Origin of the sequence: Staphylococcus sp. HMSC62A08 (assembly GCF_001839105.1) — a bacterium.
GTDB lineage: Bacteria > Bacillota > Bacilli > Staphylococcales > Staphylococcaceae > Staphylococcus > Staphylococcus caprae.
The window spans coordinates 674706-689273 of sequence record NZ_KV840039.1 but is presented as its reverse complement, the minus strand read 5'-3'; the positions used below and the strand labels follow the sequence as shown (position 1 = coordinate 689273).

Sequence of the window (14568 nt, the reverse complement as noted above, 5' to 3'; positions counted from 1 at the left end):
AATATCATATCATTTAATACAGATAGGTAAATAAATACATTTTACATTTTTATTTATGCACAATTAGAAAGCATTGTAAAACAAATATATACAATGACAAAAACGTTTCTTAATTTAAAGAGTCATGATTTCGACAAAAATCAATCGAAGATTTAAAAGTTATCATTATTGCTATAATTATGGCTTGGAAGTATGATGATTACTTATTTTTTGAGAGTGATTAAAGTATGAAGATTTTTGAGGGTTTAAAATTCTGAAGAATTTATGTAAAAAATGTGCAAAAAAAGAAATTTTGCACATAGACAATCTCGACTATTTTGGTATGATTAATAGCAAGCTTTTAATTAAATGATTGATTTTAATCAATTTTATAAAAGGGAAGAGATTTAATGACTTTTTATGATTTTATGTTAGGTTTTGTAAATGATGATACGCCGTTAGGTAGTTTAGCTAATCATATCCTAGAAGATACTCATTTTCCCCGAGAAGAGAAAAATAATAAAGAAATTCGCACGTACGTGATGACTCATTATCGAGATCACAATTTAATTGAGAGTACAAATAGAGCGATTAGTTTATATAAATTAATTTGAATAGTACCAATTATGAGTATTTAGTGCTTCCCACACGTCTTTTGTTTTAAAATTAATTTCATTATTTCGAATGGAAAATGGTTCAATAACATCTTCATCTAACCATGTATTAATCAATTCTCTTGGAACACCGTCTAACAACATATCAGTTTTACTAATAATGAAACATTCCCAGTCTAACGAGACTGTATTAGGATTTACATAATTGCATTGATTATGACTATCCATAGCAAAACACTCCTTATAATAAATGTAAACCTGATGTTAAGTTTTACCCAAGGTCGCAACTTTCAAACAATTTAATAGTCAAATACGTCAATTTGTATATTTTTTTTAAAACTGATAGATTTCGTTTACTTCTGTTTTCTTTAGTGATTAAATGAAGGGGATAAAAAGAGAGAATCTATTCGTTTAGAATAATTTAAGTAATTGTTATTGAAGAGGTGTTTATTTTGACTAAAACATTATATTTAATGCGACATGGTCAAACAGTTTTTAATTTAAAAGGTAAAATACAAGGCGCTAGTGATTCACCCTTAACATCACTAGGTATTCAACAAGCTCAGGCTGCACGAAAATATTTCGAAACTCATAATATTACGTTTGATACGCTTGTTTCATCATCACAAGAGCGCGCTAGTGATACATTAGAGAATGTTGCTCCTGAGCGAAATTATCAACGTTTAAAAGGCATTAAAGAATGGAGTTTTGGTTTATTTGAGGGTGAAAGTGTTAGTCTATTGAATGCAACTTATGATCCTAAATTTTTGTATGGTGACAAAATTGTTCCGTTTGAGGGAGAGTCTCGAGAGGAAGTTGAAACTCGTGTCTATCATACTCTTGAAAAAATCATGCAAAACTCGAATGGTGACACAGTTTTAGCTGTAAGTCATGGTAGTACAATTGGCTTATTTATAAGAGTGATTCTTGGTTATGACGAGGGCAGTAAATATGATATGGGTAATTGCCATATAGCAAAATTTGAATATGATAATAATGAATTCAAATTTGTAGAGATTATTGATCCAATCGTTTAAAAATAAAACTCATCAACTTACTTGTAAGAAATTAAATGGTACAAGTGGTTGATGAGCTTTTTTATTTGAAAAGGAGCATGAATATTTTTTGCACTATTATTAAAGCTACAATAACAATGATGATACTAGATAGTTTATTTACAAAGATTAATAGCTTACCGTTTTTATCTAAAGAACCTACTGATTTTCCTGCTAACGCTAAGAAAATGAACCATATCCATGAAACTGAAATACACGTTAATGTAAAAGCAAACTTTTCGTAACCAACGTATGCTGACGCACTTGTTCCTATCACACCAATTGTGTCCATTACTGCATGAGGATTTAAAAGAGAAACGGAAAGGGCAAAACTTATTTGTTTTGATGCGGACAGACCGCTGTCCTGTTTAACATTCTGAGTTTTCTCATTCCAAAGTGTCCAAGCTATATAAAATAGGAAAATAAGACCGAAAATATATATCACAAGTTGTAAAGTAGGTAAGGACATGAGTACGAGTGAAACACCTAGAACGGCTAAACTTATGAGTATAGTGTCGCATAATCCAGCTGTAATAATAACTGGTAATGTTTTAACGAGTTGTGGTTGGGTGGCCCCTTGGTTAAAAACAAATATATTTTGGGCACCTAATGGAAGTATAAGCCCGAGCGCCAAAAGGAAAGCATGTAAAATAGCTTCAATCATTTTAAATCACATCACTTTAATAAATGAAAATTTAGAAAATTCAAATTAATTATATCTTAAAAATAAAGTGAATGCATTTACTTTTCACCAGATTTAAAAAGTGGTTAAAGTCATTGAAGAGATAAATATCGAATATATCGTAGATAGGGTATGATGTGAGATACCCCATATACGTACAAAATTGTTGATATATTCAATTATGAGTTAGCTAAATGATCACAAACATAATAAATCAACCAGTTTTCATCAAGGTATTCGTCATCAATTTTGCTCGCATTTTTTTCAAAAGCTAGATTTTCAAAACCGATAGAACTAAAGAAAACTTTGGCACTAATATTGTTAGAAGCGATAGTAGTCATTAACATTTCAATATTTTGAGTCTTAGCGTATTCAATAATATGATTAATCAATTCTCTATTGATGATTTCATCATTATTTTTAACAAAATTATTTTCAAGAATCGCTTTATGACGCTTACTTACAAATTTCATTTGTTTTAACGTACAAGTAGCGACAAGCTGGTCATCTTCAAATGCACCAAAAATATTCCAATATTTTGTTTCTTGAGAAAGAATGGTTTTAAGGCAATCTTCCGAAACATTTTCTAAATAATAGCGATCCCATGCGTAATTATGGTAACCGTTTGACATTAACTCTTTATATGCTTCTAAATCATCATTATTTAATAAACGGATATTGTTCATGTTGACCTCCAGATTTAAAGAAAATACAAAATTATAAAATACCTTTAGTTAAAGAGACTTATCAAATACATAATAAAAGAATTATTAAAAATACGCAATAATCGTTTTATGATAACAAAAAACATTTCTGAAAATATATTTAAGCGTAAATTTTAATATTAAAACTATTATTTTAAATATTAAGAACTTCTTGTCGCTTGAAATGATTTTAATACGCACTATTTTAACGAAATATTTATTCATTTAACTCTATTTACTAAATCTTAATAAATTTTATTTCAGGTGTATACAATTTATAAGCTTACTGAATTTAGATATAAAAAAGCCACCAACAAAATACGTAAATTTGTTGGTGGTTGAACCTCTAATATATTCAATTACTATTTATTATTATTAATCTACAACTTCTACATTTAAGTTAACATCGATATTGCCACGTGTTGCTTTAGAATATGGACAGAAGTCATGTGCATCTTTTAAATATTTTTCTGCATCTTCTTGTGATAAACGTTTTTAACTTTTGCGTCAATATCGACACTTAGTTTTGGACTTTCTGCATCTGGATCATCTTCTAAACGTACAGTTAATGTGACTTCAGGTTCAGCGTCACGTACTTTATTTTGTTTTAAGATAAGATCAAATGCACCGTTAAAGCATGAAGCATAGCCTGCTGCAAATAATTGTTCAGGGTTTGTAGCTTTTCCGTCAGCTTGTTGTGGTGGTAATACGTCTACATTTATTGCGTTATCGTCAGTGTGAACATGTCCTTTACGTCCACCTACGTTTGTAGCTTTAGTTTCATATTGAACTGCCATTATGATTACCTCCTAAATTCATTATACTTGTGTACTACCCGATGACTAATTTTTTAAATCATAGAGAATTTCATTTTCAGGAAAATGAATTAAATAACAGCAATTTGTAAGTGATAAAGCAATTAATATAAAATAAGTTTAATACGATGTTAGAAACGAGGTATATACTATGACACATGTTGATGTGGCAGCTACAATTGCACCGGAAAATCAAATTTCACAAACACTCTTAAATGATATTTACCAATATAGAGATTCGATTGATATTGTGGAGTTAAGAATAGACCAATGGATCGACTTTAATATGGAACAATTTGAAACGACCATTCATCAATTAAAACAATTGAATATGAATTGTAAAATCCTTGTGACGTATCGAACATCAACTCAAGGCGGTAGAGGGGATATTGGAGAAACTGAATATTTAGAGTTACTGTATAAGTTAATCCAACATGCACAGTTTGATATGTTAGATATTGAATGGAACGCGTCCATAGATGTAGAGGTTTACGGTAAGTTAATTCAACACGCGCAAGAGAATGGTCTAAAAGTAGTGTTATCGCATCATAATTTTCAAGAGACGCCTTCATTAGAGGAATTAAAATTTATTTATTTCAAAATGCAAAAATTGTCACCACAATATTTGAAGTTAGCAGTGATGCCTCATAGTAAAGAGGATGTCTTACATTTATTAGAGGCGATGAGTGTGACTTCTGATAGTACGCCATATCAAGTGATTGGCATCTCGATGTCTAAATTAGGTGTAATCAGTCGTACAGCTCAAGGCGTCTTCGGCGGTGCAGTTTCGTATGGTTGTTTGGGAGAACCGCAAGCTCCTGGTCAGATTCATGTTAAGGAGTTGAAACAGCAACTCCAATTTTATGAATCATAAACAGAAAAGTTGAATAAAATGTGACTGTGAATTATAATTGATAATTGTTATCAACGAACGTAGAAGGAGCGAATTAAAGTGGAATTACAAGAAGCTATATCTAATAGAAGAAGTATCAAGAAATTTAAACATGATATGGTTATTGACGATAAGGCATTATATGATGCTGTCGAAAAAGCTACAGACGCTCCAAATCACGGAATGAGAGAACCTTGGAGAGTCGTTCATGTTGCAAAAGATAAATTAGGTGATTTCAGTCAGGATATTACGAGATTTGCATTTCCTGATAATCCTGAAAAAAGAGAAGACCATTATAATGCAGTAACAAATCTAGGAGGTTTATTATTATTAATCTTAAAAGATGATCCTAGACAAAGACAAAGTCGTGAAAATTACTTTGCATTTGGGGCATTTGCTCAAAATTTAATGCTTCTCTTATATGAAGCGGGTATCGGAACATGTTGGAAATCACCACATTACATTTTCGAGCCTAAAGTGCGTAAAGCTTTAGATATTAAAAATGATGAAATTTTAGCTGGTTTCTTATATCTTACAGATTTAGAAGTAGAACCAACTAAAGCACAACGTAAAAATAAAAATTTAATCACTGAATTTGAATAAGGTTTAAAAAATTGAGTGTATGAAAATAAAAAAGGAGTTTTCCCTACATTAAACAGTAGAGAAAGCTCCTTTAACTTTTATTGATTTAAATTTTCATCTAAAAATGATTCCACTTGTTCTTGAGATTTCGCATTTGCTGAATGTAAATGCGCTAATTTTTCACCATTTTGGAAAATTAAAATACTAGGAATACCCATTACGTCATTTTCAGTGGTTACATCTTCTAATTCATCACGGTCTACGACGTACCAGCTATAGTTATTATATTTCTCAACAATAGAATCAATCCACATATCCATTGCTTTACAATCAGGACACCAATCGGCCTCAAATTTTACAATAACTGGATGATTACTGTTAATTGTTGAATTAAAATCTTCAGTTTTATGAATACCTTGCATCATTTATACTCCCTTTCAATATTAGTAAATTTATTATAACGAATGATATCTTTTTTATAAAAATATTAGCCTAAAAAGTAGAGCGTTTTCTTATAGAAAATGATATATTTGTCTTAATAGAGATAAGGAGGTAATAAACATATGATAAAATTTTATCAATATTCAAATTGTACGACTTGCAAGAAAGCCGCTAAATTTTTAGATGAATATGGTGTGAGCTACGAACCTATCGATATTGTTCAACACACACCTACTAAAAAAGAGTTTGAAGATATTATTGACAAAACAGGTGTAGAAATAAATAAATTATTTAATACACATGGTGCTAAATATCGTGAACTTGATTTGAAAAATAAATTAAAAGACATGTCAGATGATGAAAAATTAGATTTATTAGCATCTGATGGAATGTTGGTAAAACGTCCACTAGCTATCTCTGGAGAAAAAATCACTTTAGGTTTTAAAGAAGAAACGTACAAAAATACTTGGATATAATTTTTTAACACTCGTCGTAAAAAGTGAACATTAGAAATGAAAATGTATCAAATATCGTGTTTTACATAAATAAATACGAATTTTATCATATTAATTCTTTTAGATAATAGTTGATTGAACTATATCAGTGTGGCATCATTAAAATGTAATTAATAATTAGGAGGGGATTCTCGTGGCAGTACCGAGCGAATTTAAATATTCTAAAGAACATGAATGGGTTAAAATAGAAGATAATGTAGCAACAATTGGTATTACAGAGTACGCTCAAAACGAGTTAGGCGACATTGTATTTGTTGAACTACCTGAAACAGATGACGAATTAAATGAAGGCGATACTTTTGGTAGTGTAGAATCTGTTAAAACTGTATCAGAATTATACGCGCCTATCTCAGGTAAAATTGTAGAAATCAACGAAGAATTAGAAGATAGCCCAGAATTCGTTAATGAATCACCATACGAAAAAGCATGGATGGTTAAAGTAGAAATGAATGACGAAAGTCAATTAGATGCATTATTATCAGCAGACCAATATTCAGAAATGATTGGTGAATAGCATGTGTTAAACTCCTCGATTATTTTAATCAAGGAGTTTTATTTATAATATAAAAGAATTTTTACACTTTATTTTAAATCAGTGTTTAGTTTTCATTAACCATATGTAAGTTTGCCCGTTGTGATGTTTAGTTTTTCTAAATTCTGTGAATGGTTTAAGTGACAGTTAACTATCGACGCTTAGAAGGTGGATTGACATGACTATTGTGAATAAAGTTATCATTGTTGAAGGTAAATCGGATAAGAAAAGAGTGCAACAAGTTATCGCAGAGCCAGTAAGTATTATTTGTACACATGGGACCATGAGTATAGATAAAATTGATGATATGATAGAATCACTTTATGGTAAACAAGTTTATGTTCTTGCAGATTCTGATGACGAAGGAGAAAAAATTAGAAAATGGTTTAAACGATATTTAAGCGAAAGTGAACACATATATGTTGATAAAACATATTGTGAAGTTGCGAAATGTCCGAAAAATTATTTAGCTAATGTTTTGAATAGATATGGTTTCTCAGTGAAAAAAGAAAAGAATCTCATGCCTAATTTAAACACTGAAAGGTTAGTTCTAGTTAATGAATAGTTCAATTGATCTTGAAGATATAACAGAAAATTATAATGAAGAGAAACATCTTATATTTGGCTATACGCCAATGTGTGGAACGTGTAAAGTTTCAGAAAGAATGTTAGATATTGCGAATGATATTTTACAGCTTCCGATTAAAAAGGTGGATCTTAATTTTCATCCTGAATTTAGTAAAGAAAAAGAAATTATGTCAGTGCCTGTTTTATTGGTGATGAATAAGGATCAAGAAGTAAAAAGAATCTATGCTTTTCAATCAGTCCCTTATTTGTTAGAAAATTTAAAATAGTTATTGACGAAACTTTAGTACGGTGGTAGGATTAAAACAAATTAAATGATGCGTAAACTCTTATCGAGAGAGGTGGAGGGATGTGCCCTACGAAGCCCGGCAACCGTCTGATATAGAAATGGTGCCAATTCACATAAAGTTTAACTTTAGAAGATGAGAGAAAGAAGATATACAAATGCTTTCTCAACTCTCTAAAGATTGAGGAAGCATTTTTTAATTTATATAAGCAATTTAAGGAGGCTATTAACGTGATTGAGTTAAACCAAATAGTGAAACGATATCATACTAAGAACAAAGATGTTCTAGCAGTTGATCACGTTGATTTAAATATTGAATCAGGCTCGATTTTTGGCGTTATTGGTTTCTCTGGTGCAGGTAAAAGTACGCTAATTAGAATGTTTAACAATCTAGAAGCGCCTACGTCTGGAGATGTCATTATTGATGGTGACAATATTAGTAAATTATCCAAATCAGAGTTGCGTAAAAAACGACAAAAAGTAAGTATGATTTTCCAACATTTCAACTTATTATGGTCAAGAACCGTATTAAAAAATATTACTTTCCCACTTGAAATTGCAGGAGTACCGAGTGGTAGAGCGAAGCAAAAAGCACTTGAACTTGTGGAACTCGTAGGATTGAAAGGCAGAGAGAGTGCGTATCCATCAGAATTATCAGGTGGACAAAAGCAAAGAGTAGGTATAGCTAGAGCATTAGCAAATGACCCTGATGTTTTACTCTGTGACGAAGCAACGAGTGCTTTAGACCCTCAAACTACTGATGAAATTCTAGACTTATTACTTAAGGTAAGGGAACAACAAAACCTTACAATCGTATTAATTACTCATGAAATGCATGTGATTAGACGCATTTGCGATGAAGTCGCAGTAATGGAAAACGGTAAAGTCATAGAACAAGGAAAAGTTAGCGAAGTATTTGAAAATCCACAACATTCAGTTACTAAACGTTTTGTTAAGGATGATTTAAATGATGACTTTGAAGATGCTCTAGATGAATTAGAACCATTAGCGAGTGATTCTTACATAGTGAGATTAAACTTTACTGGGGATAATACGACAGAACCTATTGTTTCATATATTACTAAAACACATAATATAGACGTTAATATTCTTGAAGCTAATATCAAGAATACTAAGAGTGGTTCTATAGGCTTTTTAGTTATTCAAATACCGCATATTGATAGTGATAACTTTGAACAATTTAAGAGTGATCTTCATCAACAACATGTGAATGTGGAGGTGTTGAAACATGGGTAAATCATATGGCGAAATATTCCACGAAATGTTTACAATGCCTAATGTTCAGTGGCCAGATGTATGGCAAGCAATATTAGAGACACTATATATGACTGTTGTTTCTACTATATTTGCTTTCATCTTTGGTTTGATTTTAGGGGTGTTACTTTTCTTATCTGCGAAAAGTCATTCACCAGCAGCTCGAGTTTTCTACACAATTGTTTCATTTATAGTTAACTTATTTAGAGCGATACCATTTATCATTTTAATTTTATTACTTATACCGTTTACAAGTGTAATTCTTGGAACGATTAGTGGACCAACAGGCGCTTTACCAGCACTTATTATCGGTGCAGCACCATTTTATGCTCGCTTAGTAGAAATTGCCTTCAAAGAAATTGATAAGGGAGTTATCGAAGCGGCTTGGTCAATGGGTGCGAATACTTGGACAGTCGTACGCAAGGTACTACTTCCTGAGGCGATGCCTGCGTTAGTTTCAGGTATTACTGTGACAGCTATTGCTTTAGTCGGTTCAACTGCTATAGCTGGTGTCATTGGTGCCGGTGGTTTAGGTAACTTAGCCTACTTAACTGGTTTCACACGAAATCAAAATGATGTCATCTTAGTTTCAACTGTATTCATCTTAATCATAGTATTTATAATTCAATTCCTAGGGGATTGGCTTACAAATAAAATTGATAAACGCTAAAGAAAAGGGGACAATGTTCAATGAAAAAAATCTTAGGAATAATTTTAGTATTAGCATTAACAGTTGCTTTAGCTGCTTGTGGCGGTGGCGACAAGAGCAAAACAATCACAGTAGGTGCATCACCAGCACCTCATGCTGAAATTTTAGAAAAAGCTAAACCATTATTGAAGAAAAAAGGTTACGATTTACAAATTAAAACAATTAACGATTACACTACACCTAATAAATTATTAGATAAAGGCGAAATTGATGCTAACTTCTTCCAACATACGCCATACTTAAAAACTGAAAGTAAAGAAAAAGGATATAAAATTGAATCTGCAGGAAACGTAGAACTTGAACCAATGGCTGTGTACTCTAAAAAGTACAAAAGTTTAAAAGACTTACCTAAAGGTGCAACAGTTTATGTTTCAAATAACCCTGCTGAACAAGGTCGTTTCTTAAAATTCTTCGTAGATGAAGGTTTAATTAAACTTAAAAAAGGCGTTAAAATTGAAGACGCTAAATTCAGTGACATCACTGAAAACAAGAAAGATATTAAATTTAACGACAAACAATCTGCTGAATACTTACCTAAAATCTATCAAAACCAAAAAGCTGATGCAGTCATCATTAACTCTAACTACGCAATCGATCAAAAATTAAGTCCTAAGAAAGATTCTATCGCATTAGAAAATGCTAAAGATAATCCATATGCTAACTTAATCGCTGTTAAAAAAGGACATAAAGATGATAAAAAAATCAAAGCTTTAATGGAAGTATTACAATCTAAAGAAATTCAAGACTACATTAAAGATAAATATGATGGTGCCGTGGTGCCTGCTAAGTAACAAAAAATCGGGAGCGGGACAGAAATATAATTTAACAAAATTAATTTCGTTTTCCCGCCCCGGCAAGGATGTCTAGGATTGAGAGAAGCTTGATGTAAGCGCACTTTCAATCCAGACATCTACTGCCAATATGTTAAAAGAGACTGAGGTATTTAATATGTCCCAGTCTCGATTTTTTAATTAAATATTATAATACTTTATATAGTATGCCTACACCTACACCACCGTATCCCATTTGATAATCAAATTTTAGAATTTCTATATTTGGATTTTGTTCAAAAAAACGATTCACTTTCTTATTGAGTCCACTTTCAGTCATAGATGTAATGTTGACGAAATTCATAACGTCACTCCTTAAATCATTTTAGGTACTTTTAATATATGAAAATTAAAGTATAAAGCAATCTTTTTAAGTTAAAAATTAAGCTTTTAACAGTAGATGTATGTTTAATTTATATTTTAGAGGGTATAAATGATAGAGATAAAAGTCATAAGGAGGAAATTACAATGGCTGAAGATAACAAATTTGAACAAGCTAAAGGTAATATTAAAGAAACAGTAGGTAATGCTACAGACAATAAAGATTTAGAACAAGAAGGTAAAGAAGACAAAACTTCTGGTAAAGCAAAAGAATTTGTAGATAACGCAAAAGAAAAAGCAAATGACGTTATTGATAAATTCAAAGGTAATAAAGGAGACAACTAAGGTTGTCTAACCACTTAAATGAGCCCTCATGTACAGAAACGTACTTGAGGGCTTTGTTGTGTTCTAGCTTGTTATGATGTTTCATTATGAGCTGTCATACGACCTAAGCTTAGACTTATTAGGAAACCTACAATTAATGTTGTTAAAGAAATCGCCCAGGTTAATCCATTTTCAGGAAGACCTGGATAAACTGCGAAAATTGATCCAATAACAAAACCAATGATTAGAGCGAAGGTCATAGTACTGTGATGATGTAAAAAATATTGAATAATGCGACTAGATACCATAAATCCAGTGAGAATTCCTAAACCAACGATAAGTAAAATAGGTAATGCTGAAAAATTCAACTTAACAAGTTCAGAAATTGAGAACATTACTGTGCCATACGCACCAAAAACTAATAACATAAATGACCCAGAAATACCGGGTAGTAGCATTGCACTAGAGGCAAACATTCCAGCTATAAAATATTTAATAATAAGACTAAAAGATAAAGATAATGTTTCGCCGGAGTGTTTATCACCGTTATTTAGAAGAGTAATTACAACTAAAATGACGATGCCTGCTAGCACCATTAAATAATGTTTAGTTTCGAAGGTACGCTTGAAATCTGAAACTTCAAGTAGATATGGAATAATACCGATGATTAGTCCAGTAAAAAAGAACATTGTAGAAATTTCGTGGCGGCTTAACAAATAATTAAATAAGTTACTTAATATTGCTATGGCTAAACCCATTCCTATTATAATAGGAAGTAAAAATTTGAGGCTAGGCCAAAACCGTTTGGAAAACAGCCCACTAATTGAACTAATAAATCCGTCATATATACCTAATAGTAAGGCAATTGTTCCACCGCTCACGCCGGGAACTAAATCGCTGGTGCCCATACCAAAACCTTTAAGGATATTAATCCATTTGAAATTGTTCATGAATGGCTCCTTTCTATAAATGATTTAAAGGTTAAAGTGCATCATATCATAGAAATGAAATTTTAGGGCAATAAATACTTTAATATGTCTAAAAATTGGCTATTGAGAAATTAAGAGCTTGTTTATCATTTAATGAAATTTTACGCGTTAGATAAAAATAATTTTATTTAAAGAATAAATCTAAATTAGTGGTTCAAAAAGTTTATATTAGCAACTAAGTGCGTTATAATAAAGAGAATTGAATATCACTAAGTCTTTTTGACTACAGATTAAAATTATTATAAACTAGTTAAGAAAACTTTATATTTTACGGAGGGAATATAAATGTCATCAACATTAGAAATCAAAGACCTACATGTGTCTATTGAGGATAAAGAAATTTTAAAAGGTGTAAATTTAACTGTCAACACAGGTGAAATACATGCAATCATGGGGCCAAACGGAACTGGTAAATCAACATTATCATCTGCAATCATGGGACACCCATCTTACGAAGTGACTCAGGGGGAAGTATTACTAGACGGCGTCAATATCTTAGAATTAGAAGTTGATGAGAGAGCTAAAGCTGGTTTATTCCTAGCTATGCAATATCCTTCAGAAATCACTGGCGTTACTAACGCTGACTTTATGCGTTCAGCTATCAATGCAAAACGTGAAGAAGGACAAGAAATCAACTTAATGCAATTTATTAAGAAGTTAGACAAAGAAATGGATTTCTTAGATATCGACCAAGACATGGCGCAACGTTATTTAAATGAAGGTTTCTCTGGTGGGGAGAAAAAACGTAACGAAATCTTACAATTAATGATGTTAGAACCGAAATTTGCTATTTTAGACGAAATTGACTCAGGTTTAGACATTGACGCATTGAAAGTTGTATCTAAAGGTATTAATCAAATGCGTGGAGAAGACTTTGGCGCATTAATGATTACGCACTATCAACGTTTATTAAACTATATTACACCGGATAAAGTACACGTTATGTATGGTGGTAAAGTTGTTAAATCTGGTGGACCAGAATTAGCTAAACGCCTTGAAGAAGAAGGTTACGAATGGGTTAAAGAAGAATTTGGTGCAACTGAATAGTCGTCAATCAGACTTTTAACATTGAGATGTTCACTTTTAATGATGAAAATGAACATGCCGAGCAACAAACTATTTCATCAAGCAGGAGGAAAAGAAAGTTATGACAACTGAAACTTTGAACATTTCTGAAGCACAACTTGTTGATTATTCAAAAGCGCACAATGAACCTTCTTGGATGACAGAATTACGTAAAAAAGCGTTGGAATTAACAGAAACTTTAGAAATGCCAAAACCTGACAAAACAAAATTACGAAAATGGAACTTTGATACATTTAAACAACACGAAACAAAAGGTAGTGCATATAATAATCTTGATGAACTACCAGAATCAGTAAAGCAAATCATTGATGTGGAGAACACTGAAAACTTAGTCATCCAACATAATAACGATTTAGCTTATACTCAAGTGTCGGATCAAGCTAAAAATGATGGTGTGATTATCGAAGGTTTATCAGAAGCATTAGTTAATCATAGTGACTTGGTTCAAAAATATTTTATGACTGAAGCTGTAGACATTGATGAACATCGTTTAACAGCTTTACACACTGCATTAATTAATGGTGGTGTATTCGTCTATGTACCTAAGAATGTAGTAGTTGAACATCCAATTCAATACGTTGTGTTACATGATGATGAGAATGCTAGTTTCTACAACCACGTTATCATTGTGACTGAAGAAAGCGCTGAAGTTACTTATGTAGAGAACTATTTATCTAACGCAAGTGGTGAAGGTAATCAAATTAATATTGTTTCAGAAGTGATTGCTGGAGCAAATTCAAATGTAGCTTATGGCTCAGTAGATTACTTAGATAAAGGTTTCACTGGTCACATTATTCGTCGTGGTACAACTGAAGCTGATGCATCTATTAAATGGGCATTAGGTTTAATGAACGAAGGTAGTCAAATTATCGACAACACAACAAACCTTGTAGGTGACCGTTCAACAAGTGAATTGAAATCAGTTGTTGTAGGTACAGGTGATCAAAAAATCAACCTAACTTCTAAAATTGTACAATATGGTAAAGAAACTGATGGTTACATCTTAAAACATGGTGTAATGAAAGAAAACGCATCTTCAGTATTTAACGGTATTGGTTATATTAAACATGGTGGTACGAAATCTATCGCTAACCAAGAATCTCGTGTGTTAATGCTTTCTGAGAATGCACGTGGTGACGCAAACCCAATTCTATTAATAGATGAAGATGATGTTGAAGCAGGTCACGCAGCATCAGTAGGTCGTGTAGACCCTGAACAATTGTATTACTTAATGAGTCGTGGTATTTCAAGAACAGAAGCAGAACGTTTAGTTATTCATGGATTCTTAGATCCTGTAGTTCGCGAATTACCAATCGAGGATGTTAAACGTCAATTAAGAGAAGTTATTGAAC

20 protein-coding genes, 1 pseudogene and 1 riboswitch are annotated in these 14568 nt (G+C 31.9%); of the genes and pseudogenes, 14 read left to right on the top strand and 7 right to left on the bottom strand.

Annotated elements, in window-relative coordinates; genetic code table 11:
* Positions 1–389 precede the first annotated feature (389 nt).
* Positions 390–593, top strand: a complete 204-nt coding sequence (locus HMPREF3264_RS09205; RefSeq protein WP_002441635.1) for a sterile alpha motif-like domain-containing protein — start codon at positions 390–392, stop codon at positions 591–593.
* Here the strand turns inward: HMPREF3264_RS09205 and HMPREF3264_RS09200 are convergent.
* Positions 585–821, bottom strand: coding sequence for a hypothetical protein (locus tag HMPREF3264_RS09200; RefSeq protein ID WP_002441638.1), 237 nt, complete (start codon positions 819–821; stop codon positions 585–587). The genes HMPREF3264_RS09205 and HMPREF3264_RS09200 overlap by 9 nt on opposite strands.
* Before the next feature lie 224 nt (positions 822–1045).
* Between HMPREF3264_RS09200 and HMPREF3264_RS09195 the strand changes: the two genes are divergently transcribed.
* A complete protein-coding gene (locus HMPREF3264_RS09195; protein WP_037541214.1) occupies positions 1046–1630 on the top strand; it encodes a histidine phosphatase family protein in 585 nt (194 codons plus the stop codon).
* Positions 1631–1691: 61 nt separating this feature from the next.
* Here HMPREF3264_RS09195 and HMPREF3264_RS09190 read toward each other — a convergent pair whose 3' ends face one another.
* The 3 genes and pseudogenes from HMPREF3264_RS09190 to HMPREF3264_RS09180 all read right to left on the bottom strand — a co-directional run bounded on the left by HMPREF3264_RS09190 (position 1692) and on the right by HMPREF3264_RS09180 (position 3831).
* A complete protein-coding gene (locus tag HMPREF3264_RS09190) occupies positions 1692–2312 on the bottom strand; it encodes a LysE/ArgO family amino acid transporter (RefSeq protein ID WP_070873119.1) in 621 nt (206 codons plus the stop codon).
* Between the two features lie 197 nt (positions 2313–2509).
* Positions 2510–3016, bottom strand: a complete 507-nt coding sequence (locus HMPREF3264_RS09185) for a GNAT family N-acetyltransferase (RefSeq protein WP_002441644.1) — start codon at positions 3014–3016, stop codon at positions 2510–2512.
* A 393-nt stretch (positions 3017–3409) separates the two neighbouring features.
* A pseudogene (locus HMPREF3264_RS09180) lies at positions 3410–3831 on the bottom strand (organic hydroperoxide resistance protein).
* A gap of 169 nt (positions 3832–4000) precedes the next feature.
* Here HMPREF3264_RS09180 and aroD point away from each other — a divergent pair.
* Complete coding sequence (gene aroD / locus HMPREF3264_RS09175; protein ID WP_070873117.1) at positions 4001–4723, top strand: type I 3-dehydroquinate dehydratase; 723 nt, start codon at positions 4001–4003, stop codon at positions 4721–4723.
* A gap of 78 nt (positions 4724–4801) precedes the next feature.
* Entirely contained in the window at positions 4802–5344 is a 543-nt protein-coding gene (locus HMPREF3264_RS09170) for a nitroreductase family protein (RefSeq protein WP_002441651.1), read from the top strand.
* A 77-nt stretch (positions 5345–5421) separates the two neighbouring features.
* Here HMPREF3264_RS09170 and HMPREF3264_RS09165 read toward each other — a convergent pair whose 3' ends face one another.
* Complete coding sequence (locus tag HMPREF3264_RS09165; protein ID WP_070873115.1) at positions 5422–5745, bottom strand: thioredoxin family protein; 324 nt, start codon at positions 5743–5745, stop codon at positions 5422–5424.
* 141 nt (positions 5746–5886) lie between these two features.
* Between HMPREF3264_RS09165 and HMPREF3264_RS09160 the strand changes: the two genes are divergently transcribed.
* The 7 genes from HMPREF3264_RS09160 to HMPREF3264_RS09130 all read left to right on the top strand — a co-directional run bounded on the left by HMPREF3264_RS09160 (position 5887) and on the right by HMPREF3264_RS09130 (position 10457).
* A complete protein-coding gene (locus HMPREF3264_RS09160; protein WP_070832248.1) occupies positions 5887–6240 on the top strand; it encodes an arsenate reductase family protein in 354 nt (117 codons plus the stop codon).
* Between the two features lie 172 nt (positions 6241–6412).
* Positions 6413–6793: a glycine cleavage system protein GcvH gene (gene gcvH / locus HMPREF3264_RS09155; protein ID WP_070832245.1), complete on the top strand. Its 381-nt coding sequence runs from the start codon at positions 6413–6415 to the stop codon at positions 6791–6793.
* Positions 6794–6989: 196 nt separating this feature from the next.
* On the top strand, positions 6990–7376 hold the full coding sequence (locus HMPREF3264_RS09150) for a toprim domain-containing protein (protein ID WP_002441658.1): 387 nt from the start codon (positions 6990–6992) through the stop codon (positions 7374–7376).
* Positions 7369–7665: a thioredoxin family protein gene (locus HMPREF3264_RS09145; protein ID WP_070873113.1), complete on the top strand. Its 297-nt coding sequence runs from the start codon at positions 7369–7371 to the stop codon at positions 7663–7665. Before HMPREF3264_RS09150 ends, HMPREF3264_RS09145 begins: the two co-directional genes overlap by 8 nt.
* A gap of 57 nt (positions 7666–7722) precedes the next feature.
* Positions 7723–7825: riboswitch (SAM riboswitch) on the top strand.
* An 88-nt stretch (positions 7826–7913) separates the two neighbouring features.
* Positions 7914–8939: a methionine ABC transporter ATP-binding protein gene (locus tag HMPREF3264_RS09140; protein ID WP_070873111.1), complete on the top strand. Its 1026-nt coding sequence runs from the start codon at positions 7914–7916 to the stop codon at positions 8937–8939.
* Complete coding sequence (locus HMPREF3264_RS09135; RefSeq protein WP_002441663.1) at positions 8932–9627, top strand: methionine ABC transporter permease; 696 nt, start codon at positions 8932–8934, stop codon at positions 9625–9627. The genes HMPREF3264_RS09140 and HMPREF3264_RS09135 overlap by 8 nt, the downstream gene beginning before the upstream one ends.
* A 20-nt stretch (positions 9628–9647) precedes the next feature.
* Positions 9648–10457 carry a MetQ/NlpA family ABC transporter substrate-binding protein gene (locus HMPREF3264_RS09130; RefSeq protein ID WP_070832239.1) on the top strand — a complete coding sequence of 270 codons (810 nt, stop codon included), beginning with the start codon at positions 9648–9650 and terminating at the stop codon, positions 10455–10457.
* A gap of 187 nt (positions 10458–10644) precedes the next feature.
* Here the strand turns inward: HMPREF3264_RS09130 and HMPREF3264_RS12810 are convergent, their stop codons facing one another.
* Positions 10645–10800: a hypothetical protein gene (locus HMPREF3264_RS12810; protein ID WP_176746830.1), complete on the bottom strand. Its 156-nt coding sequence runs from the start codon at positions 10798–10800 to the stop codon at positions 10645–10647.
* Between the two features lie 164 nt (positions 10801–10964).
* Here HMPREF3264_RS12810 and HMPREF3264_RS09125 point away from each other — a divergent pair, with 164 nt between their 5' ends.
* Positions 10965–11162 (top strand): CsbD family protein, encoded by a 198-nt coding sequence (locus HMPREF3264_RS09125; protein WP_002441669.1) that lies wholly within the window; start codon positions 10965–10967, stop codon positions 11160–11162.
* 71 nt (positions 11163–11233) lie between these two features.
* Here HMPREF3264_RS09125 and HMPREF3264_RS09120 read toward each other — a convergent pair whose 3' ends face one another.
* The gene (locus tag HMPREF3264_RS09120; RefSeq protein WP_070873110.1) at positions 11234–12091 is read right to left on the bottom strand and encodes a polyprenyl-phosphate transporter PopT; all 858 of its coding nucleotides are present in this window, start codon (positions 12089–12091) and stop codon (positions 11234–11236) included.
* A gap of 324 nt (positions 12092–12415) precedes the next feature.
* Here HMPREF3264_RS09120 and sufC point away from each other — a divergent pair, with 324 nt between their 5' ends.
* Both sufC and sufD read left to right on the top strand, forming a co-directional pair.
* Positions 12416–13177 carry a Fe-S cluster assembly ATPase SufC gene (sufC, locus tag HMPREF3264_RS09115; RefSeq protein WP_002441672.1) on the top strand — a complete coding sequence of 254 codons (762 nt, stop codon included), beginning with the start codon at positions 12416–12418 and terminating at the stop codon, positions 13175–13177.
* A gap of 100 nt (positions 13178–13277) precedes the next feature.
* On the top strand, positions 13278–14568 hold a 1291-nt coding region (sufD, locus tag HMPREF3264_RS09110; RefSeq protein WP_070873108.1), incomplete at its 3' end, for a Fe-S cluster assembly protein SufD.

What these genes read in the sequence shown, in the direction of transcription:
- HMPREF3264_RS09205 (WP_002441635.1), top strand. Translation starts at nt 390, where the DNA reads ATGACTTTTTATGATTTTATGTTAGGTTTTGTAAATGATGATACGCCG.
- HMPREF3264_RS09200 (WP_002441638.1), bottom strand. Translation starts at nt 821, where the DNA reads ATGGATAGTCATAATCAATGCAATTATGTAAATCCTAATACAGTCTCG.
- HMPREF3264_RS09190 (WP_070873119.1), bottom strand. Translation starts at nt 2,312, where the DNA reads ATGATTGAAGCTATTTTACATGCTTTCCTTTTGGCGCTCGGGCTTATA.
- HMPREF3264_RS09185 (WP_002441644.1), bottom strand. Translation starts at nt 3,016, where the DNA reads ATGAACAATATCCGTTTATTAAATAATGATGATTTAGAAGCATATAAA.
- aroD (WP_070873117.1), top strand. Translation starts at nt 4,001, where the DNA reads ATGACACATGTTGATGTGGCAGCTACAATTGCACCGGAAAATCAAATT.
- HMPREF3264_RS09165 (WP_070873115.1), bottom strand. Translation starts at nt 5,745, where the DNA reads ATGCAAGGTATTCATAAAACTGAAGATTTTAATTCAACAATTAACAGT.
- HMPREF3264_RS09160 (WP_070832248.1), top strand. Translation starts at nt 5,887, where the DNA reads ATGATAAAATTTTATCAATATTCAAATTGTACGACTTGCAAGAAAGCC.
- HMPREF3264_RS09150 (WP_002441658.1), top strand. Translation starts at nt 6,990, where the DNA reads ATGACTATTGTGAATAAAGTTATCATTGTTGAAGGTAAATCGGATAAG.
- HMPREF3264_RS09145 (WP_070873113.1), top strand. Translation starts at nt 7,369, where the DNA reads ATGAATAGTTCAATTGATCTTGAAGATATAACAGAAAATTATAATGAA.
- HMPREF3264_RS09135 (WP_002441663.1), top strand. Translation starts at nt 8,932, where the DNA reads ATGGGTAAATCATATGGCGAAATATTCCACGAAATGTTTACAATGCCT.
- HMPREF3264_RS09130 (WP_070832239.1), top strand. Translation starts at nt 9,648, where the DNA reads ATGAAAAAAATCTTAGGAATAATTTTAGTATTAGCATTAACAGTTGCT.
- HMPREF3264_RS12810 (WP_176746830.1), bottom strand. Translation starts at nt 10,800, where the DNA reads ATGAATTTCGTCAACATTACATCTATGACTGAAAGTGGACTCAATAAG.
- HMPREF3264_RS09125 (WP_002441669.1), top strand. Translation starts at nt 10,965, where the DNA reads ATGGCTGAAGATAACAAATTTGAACAAGCTAAAGGTAATATTAAAGAA.
- HMPREF3264_RS09120 (WP_070873110.1), bottom strand. Translation starts at nt 12,091, where the DNA reads ATGAACAATTTCAAATGGATTAATATCCTTAAAGGTTTTGGTATGGGC.
- sufC (WP_002441672.1), top strand. Translation starts at nt 12,416, where the DNA reads ATGTCATCAACATTAGAAATCAAAGACCTACATGTGTCTATTGAGGAT.